Consider the following 25,525-nt stretch of genomic DNA (forward strand, 5'->3'; position numbering starts at 1 on the left):
ACTCCGTCCACAGGGGCGCGCTCGTTCCCGGGCGGCTGCGTCGCCCTGTCGGGCACCATCGCCACGTGCCGCCCGCCCTCGCCTCGACTCCCTCCGTCACCGCCCCCGCGCCACCCGCACCCGAGCGCGCCGGGCCGCGCGGCGAGGCGTGGCTGCGCGTCACGGTGCACCCCGCCACGGACGTCCTGCTCCCGTCCGGGGCACGCCTGGGCGACGTCCGCGCCGGTCTCGCCGAGCTCGTGTGCCGCCCGGAGCTGCGCACCGCCGCCCTGCTCGTGGACGGCGTCCCGGTCGACGACGACCAGCGCTGCGGGACCCGCCCCCTGCTCCCCGGGGCGACGGTCGCCGTCCCGCCCGCGGGCGGGAGGCCGGTCGCCGGCACGGCTCGCCCGGACGCCGTGCTCGCCGCCCCGCTCCACGTCGCCGTCCTCGCGGGCGGGGACGCGGGGCGGCTCGTCGCCGTCCCGGACGGCGCGGGCCGCACCCGGGTCGACGCGCTCGACGTCCGCCGCCGCGTCACGCGCCGCGGCACGCGGGTCCGCGTCCGCGTGCCGCGCGGGACCCGGCGCGTGCCCGACGACGCGGGGGTCCTCGTCGCACGACCTGCCGGGGCCGGCCGCCGGGTCGCGTCGTGGCGCACGGTCCGGTGGCGCACGGGCGACGCGCTCTCGACCCCCCACGGCGTCTACGCCCTGCGACCGCGCCCCCTCCTCGTGCACGGACCCCGCACCGGCCCCGTCGACCCGGCCGCCGTCGACGCGTCCCCGGGTCGGCCGAGCGCGAGCCACCTCGCGACCGCGGCAGCACCCGCGGTCGCGTCGCTGGCCCTCGCCGTGGCGTTCCGCCAGCCGCTGTACGCGCTGCTCGCCCTCGCCGGGCCGCTCGCGCTCCTCGTCCCCGCGCTCGTCGAGGCGCACCGACGCCGCGCGGCCCGCGGGGGCGGCGGGGGTCCGGGGTCCGACGCGAGGCGATCGCCGGGTGACGACGGTGCGCGGACGACGGCGCCCGTCGACCCGTTGCGCCCTCGGCCCGCCGACGCGCTCACCTGGGCGACGGTCGCCCGGCTCGCACCGGTCGCCGCGCCGCCCGGTGGGGCTCCGCCAGGCGCGGGCGCCGACCCGAGCGCCGCGGTGGCACCCGTCGCGCCCGTGCGGCTCCCCGACGGCTGCGTCGCCGTCGTCGGTCCCCGCGCCCTCGCGCTCGCGGCCGCGCGGGCCGTGCTCGGGGAGCTCCTGTCGACGGGCGCCGTACCGACGTTCCGGCACCCGCCGCACTCCGCGTCCGACTGGGCCTGGTGCCGCTGGCTCCCTCGGGCGAGCGCCGTCGGCTCGCTGGACGCCGCACGGCCGCCGACCGGCCCGGCCACCGTCCTCGTCGTCGACGGGGCCCCGCCCGCGGGCGAGCTCGCCCGGGCGTGGGAGCGGCTCGGGCCCGCGGGGACCGACCTGCTCCTCGTGCTCGACGACGCGGCCCGCGTCCCGGCGTGGTGCCGGACGGTCGTGGACGTGGCCGGCCCGAGCGTCGTGGTCACCGGCCCGGACGACGCACGCACCGTGCGCGAGCACGTCGGGGCGAGCGAGGAGTGGGCCGTCGCGCTCGCCCGTCGGCTCGCCGCGGCGGACCACCTCGGTCGCCTGGACGGCACCGTCCCGGCCGGGCACGATCCCGGCGACCCGACCTCGCCCTCGCTCCCGGCAGACGTCGCGCTCGGCGACCTCCTCGGCCTGCCGGGCGAGCCGGACGAGCTCACGGCGTGGGTCGACGCCCGCTGGCAGGACGCGGCGCAGCGCGACGGGACCGGCCTGCGGGCTGCGCTGGGCGTCGGGGCCGGGGGCGCACCGGTGACCGTGGACCTCGTCCGCGACGGCCCGCACGTGCTCGTGGCCGGGACCACGGGGGCGGGCAAGTCGGAGCTCCTCCAGACCCTCGTCACGGGGCTCGCGCTGGGGCGCTCGCCGGCGGAGCTGTCGATCGCGCTCGTCGACTTCAAGGGCGGCGCGAGCTTCGGGGCGTGCGGGCTCCTGCCGCACGTCGTGGGCACGGTGACCGATCTCGACCCGGGTCTCGCCGGCCGCGCGCTCGCCGGGCTGCGGTCCGAGCTGCGCCGGCGCGAGCGCGTGCTCGCCGCGGCGGGCGCGACCAGCGTCGACGAGCTCCCCCGAGGACGCCTGCCCCGGCTCGTCGTCGTGGTGGACGAGTTCCGGGCGCTCGCCGACGACCTGCCCGACCTGCTGCCCGGCCTGCTGCGCGTCGCCGCCCAGGGCCGCTCCCTCGGCGTGCACCTCGTGCTGGCGACGCAGCGGCCTGCCGGCGCGGTGAGCGCCGACGTCCGGGCCAACATCACCCTGCGCCTCGCCCTGCGGGTGGTCGACGCCGCCGACTCGCGCGACGTCGTCGAGTCACCGCTCGCCGCGCTCGTCCCGGCGTCGGTGCCGGGGCGGCTCGTCCTGCGCCGGGGCGCCGAACCTCCGCTCGCGGTGCAGTGCGCCCGGGCCGGGGCCCCGGCGCGCGTCTCGGCGTCGGGTGCGCGCGGCGCTCCCCCGTGGGGCGTCGCAGGAGGCCTCCCCCACGGAGGCTCCCGCGCGCACGACGGCCACGCGCCCGGCACGGGAGCACCCCGGCCCGCCGACGACCGGCTCCCCCTGATCGTGGCGGCGGCCCGCGACGTCGCGGAGCGTGCCGGCCTGCGCCCGGCGCCGCCGCCGTGGCTGCCTGCCCTCCCCGACCAGGTCGGGCAGGACGACCTCGCGGACCTCGCGCGCGCGGCCGGCGCCGTGGCGCACGACGGCAGGCTCGGGACCGACGGCAGGCTCGGGACCGCCGACCCGCCGGGCGACGCTGCGCACCTCGGTGACGGTCGGGCCGACGCCGGGGTCGGCACGGTGCTCGCCGGAGCCGCGGGGCTGCCCGTCGCGCTCGGCGACGTCCCCGACCTGCAACGCCGGACCGTCGTCCGGTGGGACCCCCACGACGGGCACCTCGCAGTGCTGGGCCGCGCACGCTCAGGGCGGACGACGGCGCTGCGGACCGTAGGACGGGCCGCGCTCGCGCTCGGGTGGGCGGTCCACGCCGTCGGGTCGGGGCTCGCCGACCTCGCGTCCCATCCCGGGACGGGGACGGTCGTCGACCGCGACGACCCGCGTCGGCTCGTCCGCCTCCTGCGGCTGCTCGCCGGTCACGACGACGGCCAGGGGCGCCCCGCGAGGACCGACGCCACCGACCGGGTCCTCCTGCTCGTCGACGACATCGAGGCCGTCCGGTCGGCCCTCGCGGGCGTGGCGGGCGGTGCCGGCGCCGACGCGCTCGCGGACGTGCTCACCGGCCCCGCCGCGGTCGCCATGGGGTGCACCGGCCCGACGGTCGCGGGGCTGTCGTCGCTGGTCGGGGTGCGCGCGGTCATGGTGTCGCGCGACCGTCACGACGACGTGGCGCTGGGCGTGCCCTCCGCGCTCGCCGGACAGGGAGGCCCGGCGGGGCGTGCCGTGTGGCTCGGTCCCGGCGAGCCGGTCCTGTGCCAGCTCGCTCTCTCCGCGACGCCGCCGGAGCACGCTCCCGGGAGGTCGGCGCTCCCGGCCGCCGACGGGCCGGGCACGCCGGACCGGGACGCTCCGCCCGGCGCGTTCCGGCTCGCACCCCTGCCCGCGCGAGTCGCGCCCGCCGACCTCACCACCCCGGATCCGCTCCTCGCGTCGGCCGGTCCGGGCATCGAGCCGACGGGTTCGCGCCTCGCGTCGGCTGCGCTCCACGTCCCGGTGGGTCGGGGCGGCGACACGGCCGTCACGGTCACGCTGGACGTGTCGGGCGGAGCGCTCGTGGTCGGCCCGCCGGGCTCGGGGCGCACGAGCGCGCTGACCCTCCTCGCGCGGCACGTGGCGCGCGCGGGCGCCCTGCGCGCGGTCGTCGCCCGCGACGACGCGCTCGCCGCGGCCGCCAGACCCGGGACCGAGGTGGTCCGCCGGTACGCGCCGGCCGACGTCGGCGCTCTCCTCGACGTCGTCGGCACGCGCGAGCCCGGGCAGGAGGATGCGTGCGAGAACGGTCCACGGGGACTGCCCGGTGTGGTCGTGGTCGACGACCTGGAGGTCCTCGTCCAGCTCTGCGTGGTCGAGGGCGAACGGCTCGCGGCAGCGTGCCGGGACGGCCTCGTGCTCCTCGCGTCCGCGACGACCGGCGGCGCCGCGTCGGCGCTGCGCGGCCCGCTCGCGGACCTGCGCGGCGTGCGCGCCGGCATCGTCCTCGCGCCGGGTGAGCGCGGCAGCACCGAGGTGTTCGGTCGTGGCCTCGAGTGGCTCGCCGAGCCGGGACGACCGCGGCCCGGCCGCGGGGTGCTCGTCCAGGGCGCCCGGCTCACACCGGTGCAGCTCGCGCTGCCCTCGGCGGGCGGTCGAGGCTCAGGGACCTACGCGCAGCCAGGGCGTCGGGCGTGACGTACCGGGTGTGCCCGGGTGCCCGGCACGGCCCGGGAGTCAGGCCGCCGCCCGGGAGTCAGGCCGCGGCGCGGGAGTCACGGGTCGTGGCCTCGACGACCGGCCGCAGCATGAGGAGGACGAAGACCACCACGGCGAGCACGAGCGCGGCGACGACCCACGGCGTGACACCCACCTGGAGCGAGCTGATCGCCACGACGGCCTGGAGGATCTGCCACGTCGCGACCGGCGACCGCGCCCAGCGCTGCCCGCGCAGCAGACCACGCAGGCTCGCGGCGAGCACCGCGGCGACGCCCAGCGCGAAGACGACGAGGAACACGCTGACCCCGAACGACTGCGACCCGCCGCGCACGAGCTCGACGAGGAGGAGGACCGCGCCGACGACGAGGACCGCGGCCTCGATCCCGACCCCGACGAGGAGCGCGGTCAGCGCCGGGGGTCGCGAGGCGCCGTCGGGCGCCGGACCAGGCGTCGGGACGGGCGTCGTCGGGGGCTGCTCGGGCGGCTGTCCGGAGGGCTTGCGGGGAGGCACGATCACCCAGCGTACGCGCCGACCTGCGGCTTCACACCCGTGTGACGAAGACCTCACGATTCATGCGACGGAAACTTTCTCGTAACCCCTTGTGCTGCGCTTCACGAGGTGTGAACCTGGTTCAAGCATCAATCACCCCCGCCTCGAGCCCTGGTCCAGGCAGCCCCTGCTGGGCATCACCGCGACGAGTCATCACCTCGCGACCAGGCTCCCCTCTGCCAAGGAGACGACGATCATGGACTGGCGCCACCGCGCAGCCTGCCTCGACGAAGACCCTGAGCTCTTCTTCCCCATCGGCAACACCGGACCCGCGCTCCTCCAGATCGAGGAGGCGAAGGCCGTGTGCCGTCGCTGCGACGTCGTCGACACGTGCCTCAAGTGGGCCATCGAGTCCGGGCAGGACGCGGGCGTCTGGGGCGGCCTCTCCGAGGACGAGCGCCGCGCGCTCAAGCGCCGCACCGCTCGCGCGCGCCGCGCCGGCTGACCACGCTCCGCCCCCACGGGCGTCGAGCAGCACGTCGACGACGGGCCGTCATCCTCCGGGGTGGCGGCCCGTCGTCGTAACAGGCGGTCGAACCTGGCGATCGTGCCAGGCGCGCGACCGACAGGACGCGAGGTCTCAGCCCTGCCGGTTGCCGTCGCGCAGGACGAGGGCGAGCACGACCTGCGTACCCCCGCCAGGTCGCGGCGACCACTCGATGGTGCCGCCGAGCTCGTTCGTGACGAGCGTGCGCACGATCTGCGTCCCCAGGCCGCTCTTCGCGGCCTTGCCTGCCCGGGCGACATCGCCGTCGGGCATGCCGATGCCGTCGTCCGCGACCACGATGCGCAGCGCGGAGCCCTCGCGCTCGACCGCGACCTCGACGGTCCCGGTGTCCTGCTTGGCGAGGCCGTGCTCGACCGCGTTGGTGACGAGCTCGGTGAGGATGAGTGCGAGCGGCGTCGCGTCCTCCGCCGGCACGAGGCCGAAGCTCCCGGTGCGGACGGTGCGCACGCTCGTGTCCGCCGACGCGACGTCGGCGGCGAGGCGCAGGGCCCGGCCCACCATGTCGTCGAACTCGACCTCCTCGTCGAGCGTCTGCGACAGACTCTCGTGCACGAGCGCGATCGTCGCGACGCGACGCATGGCCTCCTCGAGGGCGGCGCGCGCCTCGGGCACGTCCATGCGGCGGGCCTGGAGGCGCAGGAGCGCGGCGACGGTCTGGAGGTTGTTCTTCACGCGGTGGTGGATCTCGCGGATCGTCGCGTCCTTGGTGATGAGCTCGCGCTCGCGCCGCCGCAGCTCGGACACGTCGCGGCACAGCAGGACGGCGCCGATGCGCTGGCCCGACTCGGTGAGCGGCAGCGCGCGCAGCGACAGCGCGACGCGCTGCGCCTCGATCTCCGTGCGCCAGGGCGCGCGGCCCATGACGACGAGCGGGAGCGACTCGTCGACGGGGGTCTGGTGCTCGATGAGGTCGGCCGTGACCTCGGCGAGCGACCGCCCGACGAGCGGGCCGATGACGCCGAGGCGGTGGAAGCAGCTCAGCGCGTTGGGGCTCGCGTAGAGGACCTCGCCCTCGGAGTTGAGCCGGATGAGGCCGTCGCCGACGCGCGGGGCGCCGCGGCGCGGTCCGGTCGCCGCGTTGGGGAAGGGGAACTCGCCGCGGGAGATCATCGCGATGAGGTCGTCCGCGGCCTCGACGTAGTTGAGCTCGAGGCGGCTGGGCGTGCGCCCGCTGCCGAGGTTGGTCTGCCGCGCGACGACGGCGATCGCGCGCCCGGCGTGCAGCACGGGGATCGCCTCCTCCCGCACCGCGTACGCGCCGAACCAGCGCGGCTCGCGCGAGCGCTGGGAACGGACCTCGGTGAGCGCGCGCTCGAGCTGCGGGCGCTGCCCCTCGGGGGCGGACGAGCCCACGATGTCGTCGTAGTGGACGGTCGCGCCGGTCGACGGGCGGCACTGCGAGACGGCGACGAAGTTGCCGTCGGTCGTGGGGAGCCACAGCACGAGGTCGGCGAACGCGAGGTCGGAGATCACCTGCCAGTCGCCCACGAGCAGGTGCAACCACTCGTTGTCCGCCGGGCTGAGGTCGGCGTGGCGGGAGATGAGGTCACTCATGGCAGACACGGACCCCAGCGTAAGGGGGTCGGACCGGTAGAGTCCCCTCAGCGCCCGCCCGCGCGGTCGCCCGAACCCGCCGACCGGCCCGGCGGCCGACCCGCACGGGTCGGCGGCAGGTCGGCCCGTGGCCCGAGGAGGTCCCGTGCACCTGAGCGTCGAGCTCCGCTATCCCGCCGCCGTCCCCGTGGTCGGCGCGATGCTCGCCGACGAGGAGTTCGTGCGCTGGCGCGCCGCACGCTCGGGCGGCGACGGGGCCCACGTCGAGCAGGTCGACGTCACCGGCGGTGCCGCCGAGGGGTTCACCGTGACGGTCCGCCGCACCCTGCCCACCGACCAGATCCCGGCCCACGTCCGGTCCTTCGTCGGGGGCCAGCTCGAGATCCGTCAGGCCGAGGCGTGGGAGCCCGAGCGCGACGGCGAGCGGGCCGGGACCGTGTCGCTCGAGATCACCGGCGCCCCGGTGCGGCTCACGGGCACGGTCACGCTCTGGTCCGACGGCGACGGCACCGTGGAGCGCTACGCGGGCGAGGTGAAGGCCTCGGTGCCGCTGTTCGGGGGCGCGATCGAGCAGGCCGCCGCGGAGGCCGTGCGCGCCGCGCTGGCGGCGGAGGAGGCGGCGGGTCGGGAGTGGCTCGCCCGCTGAGGTCGCGGTCGACTCCAGGGCGCCCGCGGAGCCGGTCTCGAACCGGTAACGATTTCCGCCGAACCCGACCGGACGGTAGGTCGCAATAACGCTCTGACCTGCGTCGATGCGGTAGTGGGAGCGCGACCACACCGCATCGAGGGTGACCGGCGCTTGACACGGGATCGGCAGGGAAAGCACGATCACCCCGTTGTGTGGAAGCGCTACCACTTCGTGGTGGGAGCGCTGCCACGACCCCGCCCCACCGACAAGGGAGTCACCGTGCTGAGCAGCACCCGTACGACCCGCCGGCCCCGCAAGGCGATCACCGCCGTCGCAGGCCTCGCGGCCATCACCCTCACCCTGACCGCGTGCTCGAGCGGCTCCGGCTCGAACGACGACGAGACGGGCTCCGGCGACGGCGAGAAGATCACCCTCACCGTGGCCACGTTCAACGACTTCGGCTACACCGACGAGCTCCTCGCCGCGTACACCGAGGAGCACCCGAACGTCACGGTCAAGCAGACCAAGGCCGCCAAGTCCGAGGACGCGCGCACCAACCTCACCACCAAGCTCGCCGCCGGCGGCGAGGGCCTGGCGGACATCGAGGCCATCGAGGTCGACTGGCTCCCGGAGCTCATGCAGTACCCCGACCTCTTCACCGACCTCACCGACTCGGCGCTCGACGGCCGCTGGGTGGACTGGAAGGTCCAGCAGGCCACGACGCCGGACGGCAAGCTCATCGGCTACGGGACGGACATCGGCCCGAGCGCGATCTGCTACCGCCAGGACCTCTTCGAGGCCGCCGGCCTGCCGACCGACCCCGCCGAGGTGGCGGAGCTCCTCGGTGGCGAGGACGCGACGTGGGACGACTACTTCGCCGCAGGCAAGACCTTCGTCGCCGCGAGCGACGCGGCCTGGTACGACTCGGCCATGTCGATCTCGCAGGGCATGGTCAACCAGATCGACAACGCCTACGAGGAGTCCGACGGCACGCCCAAGGACCTCGCGACGAACCAGCCGATCATCGACATCTACGACACCGTCCTCGAGCAGTCCACGACCAACGAGCTCTCCGCGGGCCTCGAGCAGTGGACGCCCGACTGGGACGCCGCGTTCCAGAACGACGGCTTCGCGACGATGATCTGCCCCGCGTGGATGACCGGCCCGGTCGAGGAGCGCTCGGGTGGCGTCACCGGCTGGAACGTCGCGGACGTCTTCCCCGGCGGCGGCCTCAACTGGGGCGGCTCGTTCCTCACGGTCCCGGCCTCCGGCCCGAACGCCGAGGCGGCCAAGGAGCTCGCTGCCTGGCTGACCGACCCGGCGCAGCAGACGACGGCCTTCGAGAACGCGGGCACGTTCCCGTCGCAGATCGAGGCGCAGGAGTCCGACGCCGTGCAGTCGTTCACGAACGACTTCTTCAACAACGCCCCGGTCGGCACGATCTTCGTGAACCGTGCGCTCGCGATCGACAGCGCCCCGTTCAAGGGCGCCAACTACTTCTCGATCCACACGACCGTCCAGGACGGCATCAAGCGCGTGGACGTCGAGAAGACCGACGACGCCGCGGCTTCGTGGCAGAAGACGCTCCAGTCCTTCCAGGACCTGGGCCTGTGACCTGACGGGGCCGGGGCGGCACCACGGTGCCGCCCCGGCCCCGCTCGCGTCCACCGCCGGGCGACGCCGCCCCGGCGGCCGCCCGACCGCCACCCGCAGTCACCAGCAGCCCAGGAACCTCACATGGCCGTCCTCTCGCCCACCCAGCCCTCCCCGGGGCTCAGCGGGCCGACGCCGCGCACGCCGCGACGCGTCGGCTTCTCCCAGCGTCTGAGCCGCTGGGACGTCAAGGTCTCGCCCTACCTCTACATCTCGCCCTTCTTCATCCTGTTCGCGATCACGGGGCTCTTCCCGCTCGTGTACACCGCCGTGGTGTCGGTCTACGACTGGAACCTGCTCGGCGGCCAGGGCGACTTCGTCGGCCTCCAGAACTACACGGACGTCCTCGCGCAGCCCACGTTCTGGAAGTCGCTGCGCAACACGTTCTCGATCTTCCTGCTGTCGTCCGTGCCGCAGGTGATCGCCGCCATCGCGATCGCCGCTCTCCTCGACCAGAACCTGCGCGCCGCCACGTTCTGGCGCATGGGTGTCCTGCTCCCCTACGTCGTCGCCCCCGTCGCGGTGTCGATGATCTTCGGCCGCCTCTTCGCCGACCAGTACGGCCTCATCAACGAGCTCCTCGGCCTCGTCGGCATCGAGCCGATCCGCTGGCACGCGGACGCGCTCGCGAGCCACGTCGCCATCGCGTCGATGGTGAACTTCCGCTGGACGGGCTACAACGCGCTGATCTTCCTCGCCGCGATGCAGGCTGTGCCGCGCGAGCTGTACGAGGCCGCGATCATCGACGGCGCCGGCCGCGTGCGCCAGTTCTTCTCCGTGACCGTCCCGCAGATCCGCGCGACGATCATCTTCGTGGTCATCACGTCGACCATCGGCGGGCTCCAGATCTTCGACGAGCCCCGCATGTACGACGCGCAGGGCCTCGGCGGCGCCGACCGGCAGTGGATGACCACCGTGCTGTACCTCTACGACGTCGCGTGGGGCAACCAGAAGAACTTCGGCCGCGCGGCCGCGGTCGCCTGGCTGCTGTTCCTCCTCATCCTCGTCATCGGGATGATCAACTTCCTCGTGACCCGGCGTATCGCCACCTCCAACGCCCAGCCGCGCCCGCCGCGGTGGGTCAGACGGCGTCGTGAGACCCAGAAGCGCCTGCGCGCCGAGGGCGCCATGTCCGCGCAGCGCTCCGCTGCCGGGGACCAGGCGTCCGCACCGACCGCCGCCCGCACGACCGACCGGAGGAAGCGATGAGCTCCGTCCCCGTCATCGCCCAGACCGCGGGCCCGGGTGCGGCCCGCGCCGCAGCCCGACGCCGCGGTGCCGGCAAGAACGTCGGCGGCACCCAGCGCCGCCCGCGCTGGGTCACGTACACCATCCTCGGGGTCGTCCTGCTGATCTCGGTGTTCCCGCTGTACTTCACCCTCATCCTGGGCTCGTCGACGCCCGAGGAGATCTCGCGGAGCGCGCTGCCCCAGCTCCTGCCGGACGCGAGCCTGTTCGACCGGTTCGCCGAGGTCATCAACTCCGACGCGATCAACTTCTGGAAGGCCGCCTGGAACTCGGTGGTCGTCGCGGTGCTCACGTCGCTGTCCGTCGTGCTCTTCTCGACGCTCGCGGGCTTCTCGTTCGCCAAGCTCCGGTTCCGGGGGCGCGGGCCGCTCCTCGTCTTCGTCATCGCGACGATGGCGGTCCCGACGCAGCTCGGCGTCATCCCGATGTACATCCTCATGTCGGACCTCGGGTGGATCGGCAAGCTCCAGGCCGTCATCGTGCCCGCGCTCGTCACCGCGTTCGGCGTCTTCTGGATGACGCAGTACCTGGGCGAGGCGCTCCCGTACGAGCTCATCGAGGCGGCCCGCGTCGACGGCGCGTCGATGTTCCGCACGTTCTGGTCCATCGCGCTCCCTGCGGCGCGCCCTGCCGCCGCGATGCTCGGTCTGTTCACCTTCGTGCAGCAGTGGACGAACTTCTTCTGGCCGTCGATCGTGCTCAACCAGAACAACCCGACGTTGCCGCTGGTCGTCCGGTCCCTCCAGGCGAACTTCTTCGTCGACTACTCGCTCGTCATGGCGGGGATCTTCCTCGTGACCCTGCCGCTGATCGTCATCTTCATCTTCACCGGCCGCCAGCTCGTGGCGGGCATCATGCAGGGCGCCGTCAAGGGCTGACGCCCGGCGCCACCGCGCGGAGCCCGACCGCGCACCACCCCGGTGCGCGACGCCCGCGCGGCAGACCGTCGCGCGGGCGGGCCCACCGGCCCGCCCGCGCGCCACTCCTCGACCTCTCGAAGGACAATCGACCCATGACCAGCTTCGTCCCGTCCGCGCCCCTCCTCCCGAACCCGGCGACCGCGACCGGACGCGTCGAGATGCCCCCGGGCTTCCTCTGGGGCGCCGCGACCGCCGCGTTCCAGATCGAGGGCGCGGGGCACACCGACGGCCGCACGGACTCGGTGTGGGACGCGTTCGCCCGCGTCCCGGGTGCCGTCGTGAACGGCGACGACGGCATGGTCGCGTGCGACCACTACCACCGGTACCGCGAGGACGTCGCGCTCATGCGCGAGCTCAACCTCGGCACGTACCGGTTCTCGACGTCGTGGGCGCGCGTCCGGCCCGACGGCGGCGCGCCCAACCCGGCGGGCATCGCCTTCTACGACCGCCTCGTCGACGAGCTGCTCGGCGCGGGCATCCTGCCGTGGCTGACGCTGTACCACTGGGACCTCCCGCAGGCCCTCGAGGAGAGGGGCGGCTGGACCTCGCGCGACACGGCCTACCTCTTCGCCGAGTACGCCGTGACGATGCACGAGGCCCTCGGCGACCGCGTCGGCGTGTGGACGACGCTCAACGAGCCGTGGTGCTCGGCCTTCCTCGGCTACACCGCGGGCGTGCACGCGCCGGGCCGCCAGTCGCGCGAGGACGGCCTCGCCGCGGCGCACCACCTCCTGCTCGGCCACGGCCTCGCGGTCCAGGCGCTGCGCGAGCGTGCGCCGGAGGCGAACCTCGGCCTGACGCTGAACTTCACCGTCTCCGACCCGGTCGACCCGCAGGACCCGGCCGACGTCGACGCCGCGCGCCGCATCGACGGGCAGTTCAACCGGATCTTCCTCGACCCGGTCTTCCACGGCGAGTACCCCGCGGACGTCCTGGAGGACGTCGCGCCCTACGGGCTGCTCGACCACGTCAAGGACGGCGACCTGGAGATCATCTCCACGCCGATCGACACGCTCGGTGTCAACTACTACAACGGCGGCGCCGTCTCGGGGCACCCGCTGCCCGCGACGGAGTCCGGCGGCGGGACGCGTCCCGAGGGCGTGCGCGACGAGCCCGCGGACGACGCGCCGGTGCGCGCGACGTCGTCCCCCTTCCCGGCCGCGGACGACGCGCACGACCGCTCGCGCGGCCTGCCCCGGACGGACATGGGCTGGGAGGTGCAGCCCGAGGGGCTGACGCGCCTGCTCACGCGCCTCCAGCGGGACTTCACCGGCCCGCGCGGCGTGGCGATGTACATCACGGAGAACGGCGCGGCCTACCCCGACCAGGTGGCCGAGGACGGCACCGTGGACGACCAGGACCGGCTCGAGTTCATCGACGCGCACCTGCGCGCGACGCGCGACGCGATCGACGCCGGCGCGGACGTGCGCGGGTACTTCGCGTGGTCGCTGCTCGACAACTTCGAGTGGGCGCTCGGGTACACCAAGCGGTTCGGCATCGTCCGCGTCGACTACGAGACGCAGGAGCGCACGGTCAAGGCGAGCGGCGCCTGGTACGCGCAGGTCGCGCGCGACAACGCGGTGCCGGCGCGCGACGCGGCCGCCGCGGACGCCACCGCCGGGGAGTGACGACACGGTGAGCGGGGCGGTGCGGTCGGCGGGGCGCGCGCGGGATACTGTCCTGATGAACAGCCTGCGCTCCGCGCCGACCCTGGACGAGGTGGCCCAGACGGCGGGTGTCTCGCGCTCGACCGCGTCGCGCGCGATCAACGGCGGCCTGCGCGTGTCGCCCGAGGCCCAGGCGGCGGTCGACGCCGCCGTCGCCCAGCTCGGCTACACGCCCAACCGCGCCGCCCGCTCCCTCGTGACGCGCCGCACCGACTCGATCGCGCTCGTGGTCCCCGAGCCGGACGAGCGCATCCTCACCGACCCGTTCCTCGCGGGCACGATGCGCGGCGTGAGCGCCGCGCTCGGGGGCACGGACCTCCAGCTCGTCCTGCTGTTCGCGCGGCCCGACGAGCAGCCGGGCCGCATCGTCCGGTACCTGAGCAGCGGGCACGTGGACGGCGCGATCGTCGCGTCGCACCACCGCGACGACGAGCTCGAGGAGGCGCTGCTCGCGGCCCGGCTGCCCGCGGTCTTCGTCGGGCGTCCGTTCCGCCCGACGCCCGACCTCCTCTACGTCGACGTCGACAACGTCGAGGGCGGCCGCCTCGCGGCGCGCCGGCTCGTCGAGGCGGGCCGCCGCCGCATCGCGACGATCGCCGGTCCGCAGGACATGACGGCCGGCGTCGACCGGCTCACGGGCTGGCGCGAGGTGCTCCAGGGTGCGGGCCTGCCCGACGACGCGGTCGAGATCGGCGACTTCGCCGTAGCCGGCGGCGCCGCCGCGATGGAGCGCATCCTCGCGGCACACCCCGACGTCGACGGCCTGTTCGTCGCGTCGGACCTCATGGCCGAGGGCGCGCTGCGCGTCCTGGCGGCGCACGGGCGCGACGTGCCGCGCGACGTGTCCGTGGTCGGGTTCGACAACCTCGCGACCGCCGCCTCGACGGTGCCGCCGCTCACGACGGTCCAGAACCCGATGGTCGAGATGGTCCGCGGTGCGACGGACCTCCTGCTCGACCTCGTCGGCGGGCGCGGGGACGAGATCGCGTCGCAGGTCCTCTCCCCCGAGCTCGTCGAGCGCGACTCGGTCTGACCTCCCCCGTCGCCGTGGCGCCCTACCCGGGGTGCCGCGGCGACGTGGGAGGGTCCTCGTAGCCTGAGGTTCGTGACCTCGTCCTCGGCACTCCCGACCCCGCTCTCGCGCGCCGACGTGCTCACGGCGCGCTGGCACGCCCAGCAGCTCGACCGCGCGCCCGACGCGGCCGACTCCCCGATCGACGTCGCCGTCCTCGACCTGGGCGTCCAGGACACCGGGCCCGACGGCGCCGCCTGGGGGCTCGCGGTGCGCGGCGCCCCGGCCGTGACGCCGGGCAGCCTCCCGCCGGACCTCGCCCTCGCCTGGACCCTGCGCGGCGCGCCGCACGTCTACCGTCGCGCGGACCTGGACGACGTCGCCGTCGCGACCGCCCCGCTCTCCGAGGCCGACGCCGCCAAGCGGGTCTTCGACGCGAGCAAGCCGCTGCGCGCGGCGGGACTCGCCGTGCTCGACGCGTTGCGCACGGAGGCGCGGCTCGAGCGCGAGATCGTCGTCGACCCGACCGTCAAGGGGGACCTCTCGACGCGGCTCACGCAGCGCCTCCCCGAGCAGCACCTGCGCTGGTGCCGGTCGTGCGGCGCGACGCACAGCTACGAGCAGACGTTCCGCCTCGCCGCGCTCCAGGCCGGGCTCGAGCTGGAGCCCGGCACGTCGCCGCCGGTGCTGCGGCGGGTGCCGGGCCTCGAGCCGTCGCTCTACGGCAGGCTCGGGACCGAGGCCGTGCCGCACCACGACGTCGTGCGGGGCTACCTGCGCTTCTTCCCCGCCGCGACCGTCCAGGACGTCGCGGGGTTCCTCGACGCGCCGGTCAAGGACGTGCGCGCCCTCTGGCCCGACGACGCCGTGCGTGTGGAGATCACCGACGCCGAGCCCGGCGCGCGCCCGGCCGAGCGCTGGGCGCTGGCCGACGACGTCGAACAGCTCCGGGGCGCCGCGGCCCGACACCGCGACGTGCGGCCGGGCACCGGTGCCCCCGTGGTCCGGCTCGTGGGCCCGTACGACCTGTACCTCCAGCTCCGCGACCGCGCCACGCTCGTGGCCGACGCGGCGCGCGCCAAGGACTTGTGGCGCGTCCTCGGCCGGCCCGGGGCCGTGCTCGCGGACGGCGAGGTCGTCGGGACGTGGCGGCCCCGCGCGTCGGGCCGGCGGCTCACCGTCCTCACGGACCCGTGGGTCCCGTGGGACGCCGCGCTCACGGACGCCGTCGCCGAGCAGGCCGAGCGCCTGCGAGCGTTCCGCGACGCGGCGTCCGTGACCGTCTCGTCGGCGTAGGCCGCGACGAGGTAGCGGGATCAGCGCTTCACGTGGCCGTACCGGTGCGTCGTGCGGCTGACGGCCTGCTCGTGCAGGACCGTGAGCAGCTCACGGCGACCGCTCGCGACGATGCGGTGGTCCAGGACCGTGACCTCGCCGACGCGCTCGGCCGCAGCCTCGTGCAGCCCGGGCGCGGAGCCGACGACGCGGACCCTGCCCCGGACCGCTCCGGACGCGACGCGGCGCGCGAAGTCGTCGTCGCTCACCGCGGAATCGCCGGACGACGGCACGACGACCACGGGCACGCCCGCCGTGCGCGCGGCGTGCAGCACGCGCTCGACCTCGACCGGCAGCGCGTCGGCGCCGACCCGCACCGTGAGCACGTCGACCGGCCGGTAGCGGAAGACGTTCGACTCGACGTGCAGGCCCGAGGGGTCGTGGCCGGCGGAGAACTCCCGCTCCCACCAGCGCGCGTCGTCGGCCTTCGCCCACGCGAGCCACGCCTCGGGCGCGGCCTCGCGCGCGGGCGGTGCGACGGGTTCGGCTCGCCCGGGCGCCGTGGTGCCCGACGACGTCCGCGCGCCCTCGTCAGCGCCCTCGCCCGTCGCGTCGGCCCAGCCGCCGAGCTGCGCGACGTAGTTCGGCCCACCCGCCTTGGCGCCCGGCCCGACGGCCGACTGCTTCCAGCCGCCGAACGACTGCCGCTGCACGATCGCGCCGGTGATGTGCCGGTTCACGTAGGCGTTGCCCACCTGGACGGCGTCGAGCCAGCGCTCCACCTCGGCCTCGTCGAGGCTGTGGATGCCGCCGGTGAGCCCGAACGGGACGGCGTTCTGGAGCGCGATCGCCTCGTCGAGCGTCGCGGCGGTCATGATCCCGAGGACGGGGCCGAAGTACTCGGTGAGGTGGAACGGCGACCCGGGCGCGACGCCCTCCTTGAGGCCGGGCGTCCAGAGGCGGCCCTCGAGGTCCGGCCCACCGTCCAGCTGCCGGGGCCGCACGAGCCACGACTCGCCGGGCTCGAGCGTCGTCAGGGCGTGCAGGAGCTTGCCGGACGCGGGCTCGGTGAGCGGCCCCATGGTCGTCGAGACGTCGGTCGCGGGCCCGACCGCGAGCGAGCGCACCGCGTCCACGAGCTGGCGCCGCACGCGGCGCCCCGTCTCGGTCCGCGGGTCGCCCGCCGAGCCGACGAGGATCGCGAGCGACGCGGCCGAGCACTTCTGCCCCGCGTGCCCGAACGCCGAGCGCACGAGGTCGGCCACCGCGAGGTCGAGGTCCGCCGACGGCGTGATGACGAGCGCGTTCTTGCCCGACGTCTCGGCGAGCACCGGGCGCCACGGCTTCCACCGCGCGAAGAGCTGCGCGGTCTCGATCGAGCCCGTGAGCACGACGCGCGCGACGTCGTCGTGCGTGACGAGGCGCTTGCCGAGCTCGTCGTCGGGCACGCGGACGTACTGCACGACCTCGGTGACCGAGCCCGCGTCCAGTCCCGCGAAGTCCTCCGGCGCGGCCGCGACCGCGTCGCGCAGGCCCGCGCGGATCGCCTCGACCGCCACCTCGAGGCAGCGCGGCGTCGGCGGCGCGGGCTTGGCGAGCACGGCCGACCCGGCCGCGAGCGCCGCGAGGACCCCGCCCACGGGGATCGCGACGGGGAAGTTCCACGGCGGCGTGACGAGCGTGACGCCGTCGGGCGTGAAGCGGGCGCCCGGGACGCGCTGAAGGTCCTCGGCCGACCGCGCGTAGTAGCTCGCGAAGTCGACGGCCTCGCTCACCTCGGGGTCGGCCTCGGCGACGGTCTTGCCCGGCTCGTGCACCATCGCGGCGACGAGGTCGGTGCGCGCCGCCTCGAGCCGCCGGGCGACGGCGCGCAGCGCGGCGGCGCGGGCCGTCGGCGCAACTCGCGCCCACGCCGCGGTCGCGCGCACGGCGGTCGCGACGGCGTCGTCCACCTGAGCGACGGAGGTGAGCGGGGACGTGCGGACGGCCACGAACCCGGACTCGGTCCCGGTCACGCGCCGCGCCCAGTCGCGCGACGCGGCGACGGCGGGGTCGGTGTCGGCGGCGTTGACGAACCCGCCGAACCCAGGGTTACGGGCGGGTTCGGCGCCATCCTTGCCGATAACCCCGGGTTCGGCGGGCTGGTGTGGGCCGACGGTGGTCGGGGCCCCCGCACCAGGACGGCGGCGGGGGGTTACGTCGGCGTCCTCGTAGTGCACCCCGTGGCGCACGGACGCGCGGAACGCCGTCTCCTGGCGACCCATCGGGGTGCCCGCGGGCGACCCGTCGGGCGCGAACATGGCGTGCAGGAAGTTCTGCTCGGCGGCGTTCTCCTCGAGGCGGCGCACGAGGTAGGAGATCGCGACGTCGAAGTCCTCGTCGCGCACGACGGGCGTGTACAGCACGACGCGCCCGCCGCGCCCCGCGTGCGGGCCGGTCTCGACGCGGTCGGCCGCGACCTCGTCGCGCACGGCACGTGCCTCGCCGGGGGCCATGCCCTGGAGCATCTCGACGTCGAGCGCGTGGCTCACGCCGCGGGCGCGGCCGAGCAGCACGGCGAGCGCGACGTGGAACAGGTTGTGGCTCGCGACGCCGATGCGGACGGCGTCGGTGCGGGGCTCGCGCAGCGCGTGGTCGAGCAGGCGGACGTAGTTCGCGTCCACGTCGGGCTTGGTCGGGTAGGGCGCCTGCGGCCACCCGTGCAGCTCGGCCTCGACGGCCTCCATCGCGAGGTTCGCGCCCTTGACGAGGCGCACCTTGACCGGCGCTCCCCCGGCGGCGACGCGCTCGGCCGCGAAGCGCGTGAGGCCGTCGAGCGCACCGAGCGCGTCGGGCAGGTACGCCTGGAGCACGATCCCGGCCTCGAGGTCGTGCAGGTCGTCGTGCGCGAGGAGCTCACGGAACACCGCGGTCGTCAGCGCGAGGTCCTTGTACTCCTCCATGTCGAGGTTGAGGAACACGCCGTGGTCGCGCGCCGCGCGGTAGAGCGGCAGGAGCCGCTCGACGACGCGCGCGCACGACCCGTCGAGGTCCCACGTGACGAGCTGCGACGCCACGGACGACACCTTGACCGACACGTAGTCGACGTCGGGACGCCGCACGAGCGCGAGCGTGCGCTCGAGGCGTGCGTCCGCCTCGGCCTCGCCGAGCACGGCCTCGCCGAGGAGGTTGACGTTGAGCGCGTAGCCCTCCGCGCGGGTCCGGGCGAGGTGCGGGCCGAGGCCGCTCCCGGCGTCGGCGACGAGGTGACCCACGAGCTGACGCAGCCGCACGCGCGCTGCCGGGACGACGACGCGCGGCAGCACCGGTGCGACGCCCGCCCCGACGCGCAGCAGCGTCCGGTCGACCGGGCCGAGGAACGACCCCGCGCTCCCCGCGAGCTCCCCGAGACGGCCGAGCGCCCGCGCGGCGACCTGCACGTCCTGGGGCCGCGCGACGTCGTCGACGAACCGGACCGCGAGCTCGAGGCCCGTGGGGTCGGAGACGAGCGCGCCGAGCCGCTCGGCGGTCTTCCGGGCGTGGGTGTCACCCGCCGCAGTGCCGGTTCGCGAGCTCGCGGCGAGCCAGCGCCGGGCCAGCGCGACGGCCTCCTCGACGAGGTCGTCCGGGGAGGTGAGGCTCGTGTCGCCGACGGCTCCGGGGGTGGGGAGCGGCCGGGCGGGCGCGTCGTTGCTCATCCCTCCAGGGTGCCTCGGGTCGCGGTGACTCGTCTTGTACGATCCGGGGCGACATGACACCCGACCGCGACAACGCCGAGACCTCGCCGCCCGCGGCGGACCGGCTCCTCCGAGCGCTCAGCCCCGCCATGGTCGCGCTCATGGACGAGCTGCCGGACACGATGTTCTGCGCGAAGGACGTCACGGGCCGGTACGTCGCGGTCAACCCGGTGTTCGTCGCGCGGACGACCGAGCGTTCGCGCCGCGCGGTGCTGGGCCGGCGCGCGCGCGATCTGTTCGTCCCGCAGCTCGCGGAGCGCTACGAGCAGCAGGACGCCGAGGTGCTGCGCGGGCGCGCGCTGCGCGGCGAGCTCGAGCGCATCCGGCGGCTCGGCGGCACGTCGGGCTGGTTCCTCACGTCCAAGCTCCCCGTGCACGACGACGCCGGTCGCCTCGTGGGGATCGTGTCCGTCTCGCACGACCTGCGCGCGGGCGCGGCCGACGACGCGACCATGGACTCCCTCGCCGCGCTCGTCGCCACGGTCGAGACAGACCTCGGCGCCCGCTGGACGACGGCGCGGCTCGCCGAGGCGGCGGGCTGCACGTCCGCGGTGCTCGACCGGCGCGTGCGGCGCGTGTACGGCGTGACGCCGCGCCAGCTCGTGCTGCGCACCCGGGTCGACCACGCGACGCGACTGCTCGCCGGGAGCACCGCCTCGATCGGCGAGATCGCGGCGGAGAGCGGCTTCTACGACCAGCCGTCGTTCACCCGCACGTTCGCGCGCCTCGCGGGCGAGACCCCGGCCCAGTACCGCCGTCGCACCCGCCGCTGAACGCCCACGGCACCGCCGCCGCCGGAACCGCCCGTGGCGAGCCCGGGGTTGCGGGTCACTCCGGGCGTCGGCCGACCGCGAACCCCGGGTTCGGCGTTCGGGTGACGCACGGCCCCGGTTCGGGGAGCTGCCGCGGTGGCGAGCGACGGCGTCGGGCACGGAGACTGACTGCATGACCTCAGCAGCAGACTCTTCCCCCGGCGCCGTCCCGACCGTCGACCTGCCCGGCGGCGCGATGCCGCTGCTCGGCCTGGGCACGTGGCAGTCCGAGGGCGACGACGCGTACCGCGCCGTGCGCCACGCGCTCGACGTGGGCTACCGGCACGTCGACACCGCGACGGGCTACGGCAACGAGGCGCAGGTCGGGCGCGCGCTCGCCGAGTCGTCCGTCGACCGCGCCGACGTGTTCGTCACGACCAAGCTCCCGCCGGACGCCGCGGGCCGCGAGCGCGAGACGCTCGAGGCGTCGCTGCGCGACCTCGGCACGGACCACGTGGACCTGTGGCTCATCCACTGGCCGCCGGCAGGCGAGGCGTCGCCCTGGGTCTGGGAGCGCTTCGTCGAGCTGCGCGACGAGGGCAGGGTGCGCTCGATCGGGGTGAGCAACTACTCGGTCGAGCAGGTCGACGTCCTCTCCGACCAGGTCGGCGAGACGCCCGCCGTCGACCAGATCCCGTGGAGCCCGGCCGACTACGACCACCGCGTCGTGCACGAGCTCGCGCAGCGCGGCGTCGTGCTCGAGGGGTACAGCCCCTTCAAGCGCACCGACCTCGACGCGCCCGTGCTCGCCGACGTCGCGGCCGCGCACGGCGTCACGCCCACGCAGGTCGTGCTGCGCTGGCACCTCGACCACGGGTTCGTCGTCATCCCGAAGTCCGTGACGCCGTCGCGCATCGAGGCGAACTTCGCGGTGACCGGGTTCTCCCTCTCCGCGGACGAGCTCGCGGCGATCGACGCCCTGGGGCACCGCCGGGGCGCGTGAGCGGCGAGCGCCCGCTCCGGAGGTAGCGTGACCCTCGGTGCCGCACACCCCCGCGGCACCGAGGAGAACCTCGAACCGGAGGAACCGTGACGACGACGTCCGTGCCGCCCACCCTCGACGGCGGCGAAACCACCCCGAACGATCCCGCTCCCCGTACGGCCTCTCGGCCCGACGCCGCGACCGCACCGGCGTCCGCGCTCGACACCGCGCACGCGCAGCTCGCCGGCGCGGTCGACTTCCTCGGCTACGACGACGGCCTCCACGAGATGCTCGCGACGCCGCGCCGCGAGGTGAACGTCGCCGTGCCGCTGCGGCGCGACGACGGCCGCACCGTCCTCTTCCACGGCTACCGGGTGCAGCACAACGTCTCGCGCGGCCCCGGCAAGGGCGGCCTGCGCTACGCCCCGAGCGTCGACGTCGACGAGGTGCGCGCGCTCGCGATGTGGATGACGTGGAAGTGCGCCCTCGTGGACCTGCCGTACGGCGGGGCGAAGGGCGGGGTCGCGATCGACCCGCGCTGCTACTCCGAGGCCGAGCTCGAGCGCGTCACGCGCCGCTACACGTCGGAGATCATGCCGGTGATCGGCCCGGAGCGGGACATCATGGCGCCCGACATGGGCACGAGCGAGCGGACCATGGCGTGGGTCATGGACACGTACTCGGTCAACCAGGGCTACACGATCCCGGCCGTCGTGACCGGCAAGCCGATCACCGTGGGCGGGTCGCTCGGGCGCACGACGGCGACCAGCGCGGGCGTCGTGCACGTCACCGCGGCGGCGCTCGACGAGGCGGGTGTGCCGCTGTCCCACGTGCGCGTCGCCATCCAGGGCTTCGGCAAGGTCGGCTCGCACGCGGCGGCGCTGTTCGCGGCGCGCGGGGCGCGCGTCGTCGCGGTCTCCGACCAGTACGGGGGCGTGCACGACCCGGACGGGCTGGACGTGCGCGCGCTGTTCGAGCACGTCGCCGCGACCGGCAGCGTCGTGGGCTTCGACCGCGCCGAGCCGGTCGACAACGACGCGCTGCTCGCGCTCGACGTCGACGTGCTGGTCCCCGCGGCCGTCGAGGGCGTGCTCGACGGCGACACCGCCCGCACCGTGCGCGCGCGCTGGGTCGTCGAGGGCGCGAACGGCCCGACGACGGCCGAGGGCGACCGGGTGCTCGCCAAGAACGGCGTGACGGTCGTGCCGGACGTGCTCGCGAACGCGGGCGGCGTCGTCGTCTCCTACTTCGAGTGGGTGCAGGCCAACCAGGCGTACTGGTGGACCGAGCAGGAGATCGGCGAGAAGCTCGAGCACCGCATGCTGCACGCGTACGAGGAGGTCGCGGGCCTCGCGCGCCGCGAGGAGCTGAGCCTGCGCGACGCCGCGCTCGTCATCGGCGTGCAGCGCGTGGCGGAGGCGCACCAGATCCGCGGCCTCTACCCCTGACCTGCGCGGCACGACCCCGCCGAGCACGGGGGCCGCGGCCGTCCTGGGCTCGGCCCGGCCGCGGACCGCGTGCTCGGCGGGTGGTCAGGCGCGCGCCGGGCGGGTCGCGGCGACGACCGCCGCCACGATCGCGACCGCGGACGCGCCGACGGCCGCCCAGGCCACGGTGGTGTCCACGAGCTCGCCCTGGAACCGCCCGACGGCGATCCACGCGAGACCCCACGACATGGCGAGGCCGATGCCGAGCGCGACCGCGCGACGCCCTGCGGCGAACGCCGCCCACGCGACGGACAGCACCGCGGCGAGCACGACGAGCACGACCGACCAGCCCGTCGCTCCGAGGCCGAGCTCACCGACGCCGGCGTCGGTGAGCGCCGCGGCGACGTTCGCGAGCGTCGCGACGCTCACCCAGCCGGTGTAGAGCCCCATGGTCCCGTCGAGCACGACGGCCTGCGCGGTCGACTCCGGCCGCCGGCGCACGAGCCGCACCACGACCACCGCGTTGACGGCGAGCAGCGCCGCGATGACGACGACGCTCAGCGGGATCCACCCCGCCTGCACGACGCCGATCCACGCGGCGTTGAGGACCATCGACACCAGGACCCACCACGCGGTCGCGCGCAGGCGCGGGCTCGTCGCGTGCCGCGGCAGGACCTGGTAGACGGCGAACGCGAAGAGGCCGAGGTAGATCACGGACCAGATGCGGAACGCCGGGTTGTCGGGCGCCACGGGCGTCGCGGTCGAGGACAGCGCGCCCCCGGCGGTCTGCTCGACGGCGGTGCCGCCGAACGCGCCTGCGCCGTACGCCGCGGCACCGGCCGCGACGAGCGAGCCGACGAGGACGACGACCTGGCGTACACGGTCGGAGGGCGCGGGGGCGGGGACGGCGCCCGCCGGGACGGCTGCTGTGGTCATGCCTCCAGCGTGACATCACTCAGCATGCTGAGCATCTGGGGCCGTACTGCCGAGAACGACTCTGCTCGCCGCCGAGAACGACTCTGGTGTCGTTATCCGTCGGATAACGACACCAGAGTCGTGTTCGGCGCGGCGCTCGGTCACGCCAAGGGCTGGCGGTCCGCCCAGGCGGTGAGCGTCGTGCGCGGGCCCGTGAAGAACGGGACCTCCTCGCGCACGTGGCGGCGAGCCTCGGTCGCGCGCAGCTCGCGCATGAGGTCGACGATGCGGTGCAGCTCGTCGGCCTCGAACGCGAGGATCCACTCGTAGTCGCCGAGCGCGAACGACGCGACCGTGTTGGCGCGCACGTCCGGGTAGTCCTTCGCCGCGAGGCCGTGGTCGCGCAGCATGGTGCGGCGCTCGGCGTCGGGCAGCAGGTACCAGTCGTACGACCGCACGAACGGGTACACCGACAGGTAGTCGCGCGGCGCCTCGCCCGCGAGGAACGCCGGCACGTGGCCCCGGTTGAACTCGGCGGGACGGTGCAGCGCCGCGTTCGACCACACCGGCTCCAGGTGCGCCCCGAGGCCGCTCGCGCGCAAGCGCTGGTAGGCACCCTGCACCGACTCGATCGTCGGCCCGTGCCACCACACCATGAGGTCGGCGTCCGAGCGCAGGCCCGCGACGTCGTACCAGCCGCGCACGACGAGGTCGCCGTCCGTCGCGGCCGGGTCGTCACCGCCGCCGACGGCGGCCAGCGCGTCGGCCACGAGGCCCGCTCGCTCGTCCGCGTCGGCGGGCAGGGGCGCCGCCGTCGCGAAGACGGACCACATCGCGTAGCGGATGGTGGTGTTGATCTGCTCGTGGTCCGCGGGCACGCGCGCGGCGTCGTTCATCGGGGTTCCTCTCGGGTCCGTGCGGGGGTGTCCGCCGGGGTTCAGCTGTGGACGTCAGTGCTGCACAGCGCCGGGACGCCGCTCGGCTCGCCGTCGCGGCGCAGGCAGCAGCCCGGCGCGCACACCGAGCGGAACGCGGGCAGCGCGCCGACCGTGGCCTGCTCGACGTCCTCGCCGCGCGCGAGCGCCGCACGCTCGACGAGCAGGTCCACGAGTCCGCGCACGAACGGCTCGCGCGTGCTCACGGTGCCCGCGCGGACCGCGGTCATCCCGAGCCCCGTCGCGGTCTCCATCGCCTCGGTGTCGAGGTCGTACGCGACCTCCATGTGGTCGGAGACGAAGCCGATCGGCGACAGCACGACGTCGCGGACGTCGTCCTGCGCGAGGGCCTCGAGGTGGTCGTTGACGTCGGGCTCGAGCCACGGCTGGCTCGGCGGGCCGGACCGCGAGCAGTACGCGAGGTCCCACGCGACGTCGTGACCCAGGCGGGCCGAGACCTCCGCCGCGATCACGCGCGCGAGGTCGAGGTGCTGCTCGGAGTACGTCGCGAAGGAGATGCGCGACGCCGCCTCCATGGTGTCCGGGATGGAGTGCGTGACGAACACGAGCCGCGCGGCCGCGCCGTCGCCGCCCTTGTCCGCGAGCGCCGCGTAGCCGTCGAGCACCGCGTCGACGTTCGCCTGCGCGAAGCCCGGGTGGTTGAAGTAGGAGCGCACCTTGTCGAACTGCACGCCCGTCGAGCCGTCGGGGCCGAGCTGGCCGCGGCCGTCGAGCACGACCGCGAGGTCCTCGCGGTACTGGCGGCAGCCGGAGTACGACGAGTACGCGGACGTCACGAGCGCGACGGCGTTCTGCGCGCCCAGCGCCTCGAGCTCGTCGATCGCGTCGGTCGTGTACGGCTCCCAGTTGCGGTTGCCCCACACGACGGGCAGCTCGACGCCGCGGCGCGCGAGCTCGGCCTCGAGCGCCGCCTTGAGCGCGAGGTTCTGCTCGTTGATGGGGCTCTTGCCGCCGAAGCCGTAGTAGTGCTCGCCGACCTCCTCGAGACGCGAGTCCGGGATGCCCTTGCCCGCGGTGACGTTGCGCAGGAAGGGCACGACGTCCTCGGGCTTGTTGGGCCCGCCGAACGAGTACAGCAGCAGCGCGTCGTACGGGCGCAGGTCAGGGGTGGGACCGGGGTCGACGGCGCTCGCGGGGGTGGCGGCGGGCACGACGGGCTCGGCGGCCCGGCCCGTGTCGGCAGTGACGTCCTGGGGGGAGAACGGGGGCATGCTCCCGATCATGGCACCCGCTCGTGAGCCCGCTCGTCCGGAAGCGGGCACCTCGGACGTGACATTGACGGGACAAGGTGTCACCTCGTGGCTCACGAGGACG

Annotated in this window: 18 protein-coding genes; 12 read left to right on the plus strand and 6 right to left on the minus strand. The window is 75.1% G+C overall.

Annotated elements, in window-relative coordinates; translation table 11 throughout:
• Positions 1-65 precede the first annotated feature (65 nt).
• Positions 66-4,427 (plus strand): FtsK/SpoIIIE domain-containing protein, encoded by a 4,362-nt coding sequence (locus CCE02nite_RS08410; protein ID WP_141389210.1) that lies wholly within the window; start codon positions 66-68, stop codon positions 4,425-4,427.
• Positions 4,428-4,485: 58 nt separating this feature from the next.
• Here CCE02nite_RS08410 and CCE02nite_RS08415 read toward each other — a convergent pair whose 3' ends face one another.
• Entirely contained in the window at positions 4,486-4,959 is a 474-nt protein-coding gene (locus CCE02nite_RS08415) for a hypothetical protein (protein ID WP_141389211.1), read from the minus strand.
• A gap of 235 nt (positions 4,960-5,194) precedes the next feature.
• Between CCE02nite_RS08415 and CCE02nite_RS08420 the strand changes: the two genes are divergently transcribed.
• Positions 5,195-5,443, plus strand: coding sequence for a WhiB family transcriptional regulator (locus CCE02nite_RS08420; protein ID WP_021481972.1), 249 nt, complete (start codon positions 5,195-5,197; stop codon positions 5,441-5,443).
• A 135-nt stretch (positions 5,444-5,578) separates the two neighbouring features.
• On the opposite strand, the gene CCE02nite_RS08425 is transcribed toward CCE02nite_RS08420, so the two are convergent.
• Positions 5,579-7,060, minus strand: coding sequence for a sensor histidine kinase (locus CCE02nite_RS08425; RefSeq protein ID WP_141389273.1), 1,482 nt, complete (start codon positions 7,058-7,060; stop codon positions 5,579-5,581).
• Between the two features lie 145 nt (positions 7,061-7,205).
• Here CCE02nite_RS08425 and CCE02nite_RS08430 point away from each other — a divergent pair, with 145 nt between their 5' ends.
• The 7 genes from CCE02nite_RS08430 to CCE02nite_RS08460 all read left to right on the plus strand — a co-directional run bounded on the left by CCE02nite_RS08430 (position 7,206) and on the right by CCE02nite_RS08460 (position 15,484).
• Positions 7,206-7,706 carry a DUF2505 domain-containing protein gene (locus CCE02nite_RS08430; protein WP_141389212.1) on the plus strand — a complete coding sequence of 167 codons (501 nt, stop codon included), beginning with the start codon at positions 7,206-7,208 and terminating at the stop codon, positions 7,704-7,706.
• 261 nt (positions 7,707-7,967) lie between these two features.
• On the plus strand, positions 7,968-9,302 hold the full coding sequence (locus CCE02nite_RS08435) for an ABC transporter substrate-binding protein (RefSeq protein WP_141389213.1): 1,335 nt from the start codon (positions 7,968-7,970) through the stop codon (positions 9,300-9,302).
• Between the two features lie 123 nt (positions 9,303-9,425).
• Positions 9,426-10,550, plus strand: coding sequence for a carbohydrate ABC transporter permease (locus CCE02nite_RS08440; RefSeq protein WP_141389214.1), 1,125 nt, complete (start codon positions 9,426-9,428; stop codon positions 10,548-10,550).
• Positions 10,547-11,467 (plus strand): carbohydrate ABC transporter permease, encoded by a 921-nt coding sequence (locus CCE02nite_RS08445; RefSeq protein ID WP_141389215.1) that lies wholly within the window; start codon positions 10,547-10,549, stop codon positions 11,465-11,467. Before CCE02nite_RS08440 ends, CCE02nite_RS08445 begins: the two co-directional genes overlap by 4 nt.
• 134 nt (positions 11,468-11,601) lie before the next feature.
• Positions 11,602-13,137, plus strand: coding sequence for a glycoside hydrolase family 1 protein (locus tag CCE02nite_RS08450; RefSeq protein WP_141389216.1), 1,536 nt, complete (start codon positions 11,602-11,604; stop codon positions 13,135-13,137).
• Between the two features lie 55 nt (positions 13,138-13,192).
• Positions 13,193-14,209: a LacI family DNA-binding transcriptional regulator gene (locus CCE02nite_RS08455; protein WP_141389217.1), complete on the plus strand. Its 1,017-nt coding sequence runs from the start codon at positions 13,193-13,195 to the stop codon at positions 14,207-14,209.
• Positions 14,210-14,281: 72 nt separating this feature from the next.
• Complete coding sequence (locus CCE02nite_RS08460; RefSeq protein WP_141389218.1) at positions 14,282-15,484, plus strand: DNA glycosylase AlkZ-like family protein; 1,203 nt, start codon at positions 14,282-14,284, stop codon at positions 15,482-15,484.
• A gap of 20 nt (positions 15,485-15,504) precedes the next feature.
• Here CCE02nite_RS08460 and CCE02nite_RS08465 read toward each other — a convergent pair whose 3' ends face one another.
• Entirely contained in the window at positions 15,505-19,140 is a 3,636-nt protein-coding gene (locus CCE02nite_RS08465; RefSeq protein ID WP_141389219.1) for a proline dehydrogenase family protein, read from the minus strand.
• A gap of 53 nt (positions 19,141-19,193) precedes the next feature.
• Between CCE02nite_RS08465 and CCE02nite_RS08470 the strand changes: the two genes are divergently transcribed.
• The 3 genes from CCE02nite_RS08470 to CCE02nite_RS08480 all read left to right on the plus strand — a co-directional run bounded on the left by CCE02nite_RS08470 (position 19,194) and on the right by CCE02nite_RS08480 (position 22,361).
• Positions 19,194-19,952 carry a helix-turn-helix transcriptional regulator gene (locus CCE02nite_RS08470; protein WP_141389220.1) on the plus strand — a complete coding sequence of 253 codons (759 nt, stop codon included), beginning with the start codon at positions 19,194-19,196 and terminating at the stop codon, positions 19,950-19,952.
• Between the two features lie 172 nt (positions 19,953-20,124).
• A complete protein-coding gene (locus CCE02nite_RS08475) occupies positions 20,125-20,934 on the plus strand; it encodes an aldo/keto reductase (protein ID WP_218027067.1) in 810 nt (269 codons plus the stop codon).
• An 86-nt stretch (positions 20,935-21,020) separates the two neighbouring features.
• The gene (locus CCE02nite_RS08480) at positions 21,021-22,361 is read left to right on the plus strand and encodes a Glu/Leu/Phe/Val family dehydrogenase (protein WP_255318729.1); all 1,341 of its coding nucleotides are present in this window, start codon (positions 21,021-21,023) and stop codon (positions 22,359-22,361) included.
• 84 nt (positions 22,362-22,445) lie between these two features.
• Here CCE02nite_RS08480 and CCE02nite_RS08485 read toward each other — a convergent pair whose 3' ends face one another.
• The 3 genes from CCE02nite_RS08485 to CCE02nite_RS08495 all read right to left on the minus strand — a co-directional run bounded on the left by CCE02nite_RS08485 (position 22,446) and on the right by CCE02nite_RS08495 (position 25,422).
• Complete coding sequence (locus CCE02nite_RS08485; RefSeq protein WP_141389221.1) at positions 22,446-23,276, minus strand: TspO-related membrane protein; 831 nt, start codon at positions 23,274-23,276, stop codon at positions 22,446-22,448.
• A 140-nt stretch (positions 23,277-23,416) separates the two neighbouring features.
• The gene (gene hemQ, locus CCE02nite_RS08490) at positions 23,417-24,151 is read right to left on the minus strand and encodes a hydrogen peroxide-dependent heme synthase (RefSeq protein WP_141389222.1); all 735 of its coding nucleotides are present in this window, start codon (positions 24,149-24,151) and stop codon (positions 23,417-23,419) included.
• Between the two features lie 41 nt (positions 24,152-24,192).
• Complete coding sequence (locus CCE02nite_RS08495) at positions 24,193-25,422, minus strand: ferrochelatase (RefSeq protein ID WP_141389223.1); 1,230 nt, start codon at positions 25,420-25,422, stop codon at positions 24,193-24,195.
• Positions 25,423-25,525: the final 103 nt, after the last annotated feature.

This window comes from Cellulosimicrobium cellulans (assembly GCF_006539945.1).
GTDB lineage: Bacteria > Actinomycetota > Actinomycetes > Actinomycetales > Cellulomonadaceae > Cellulosimicrobium > Cellulosimicrobium cellulans.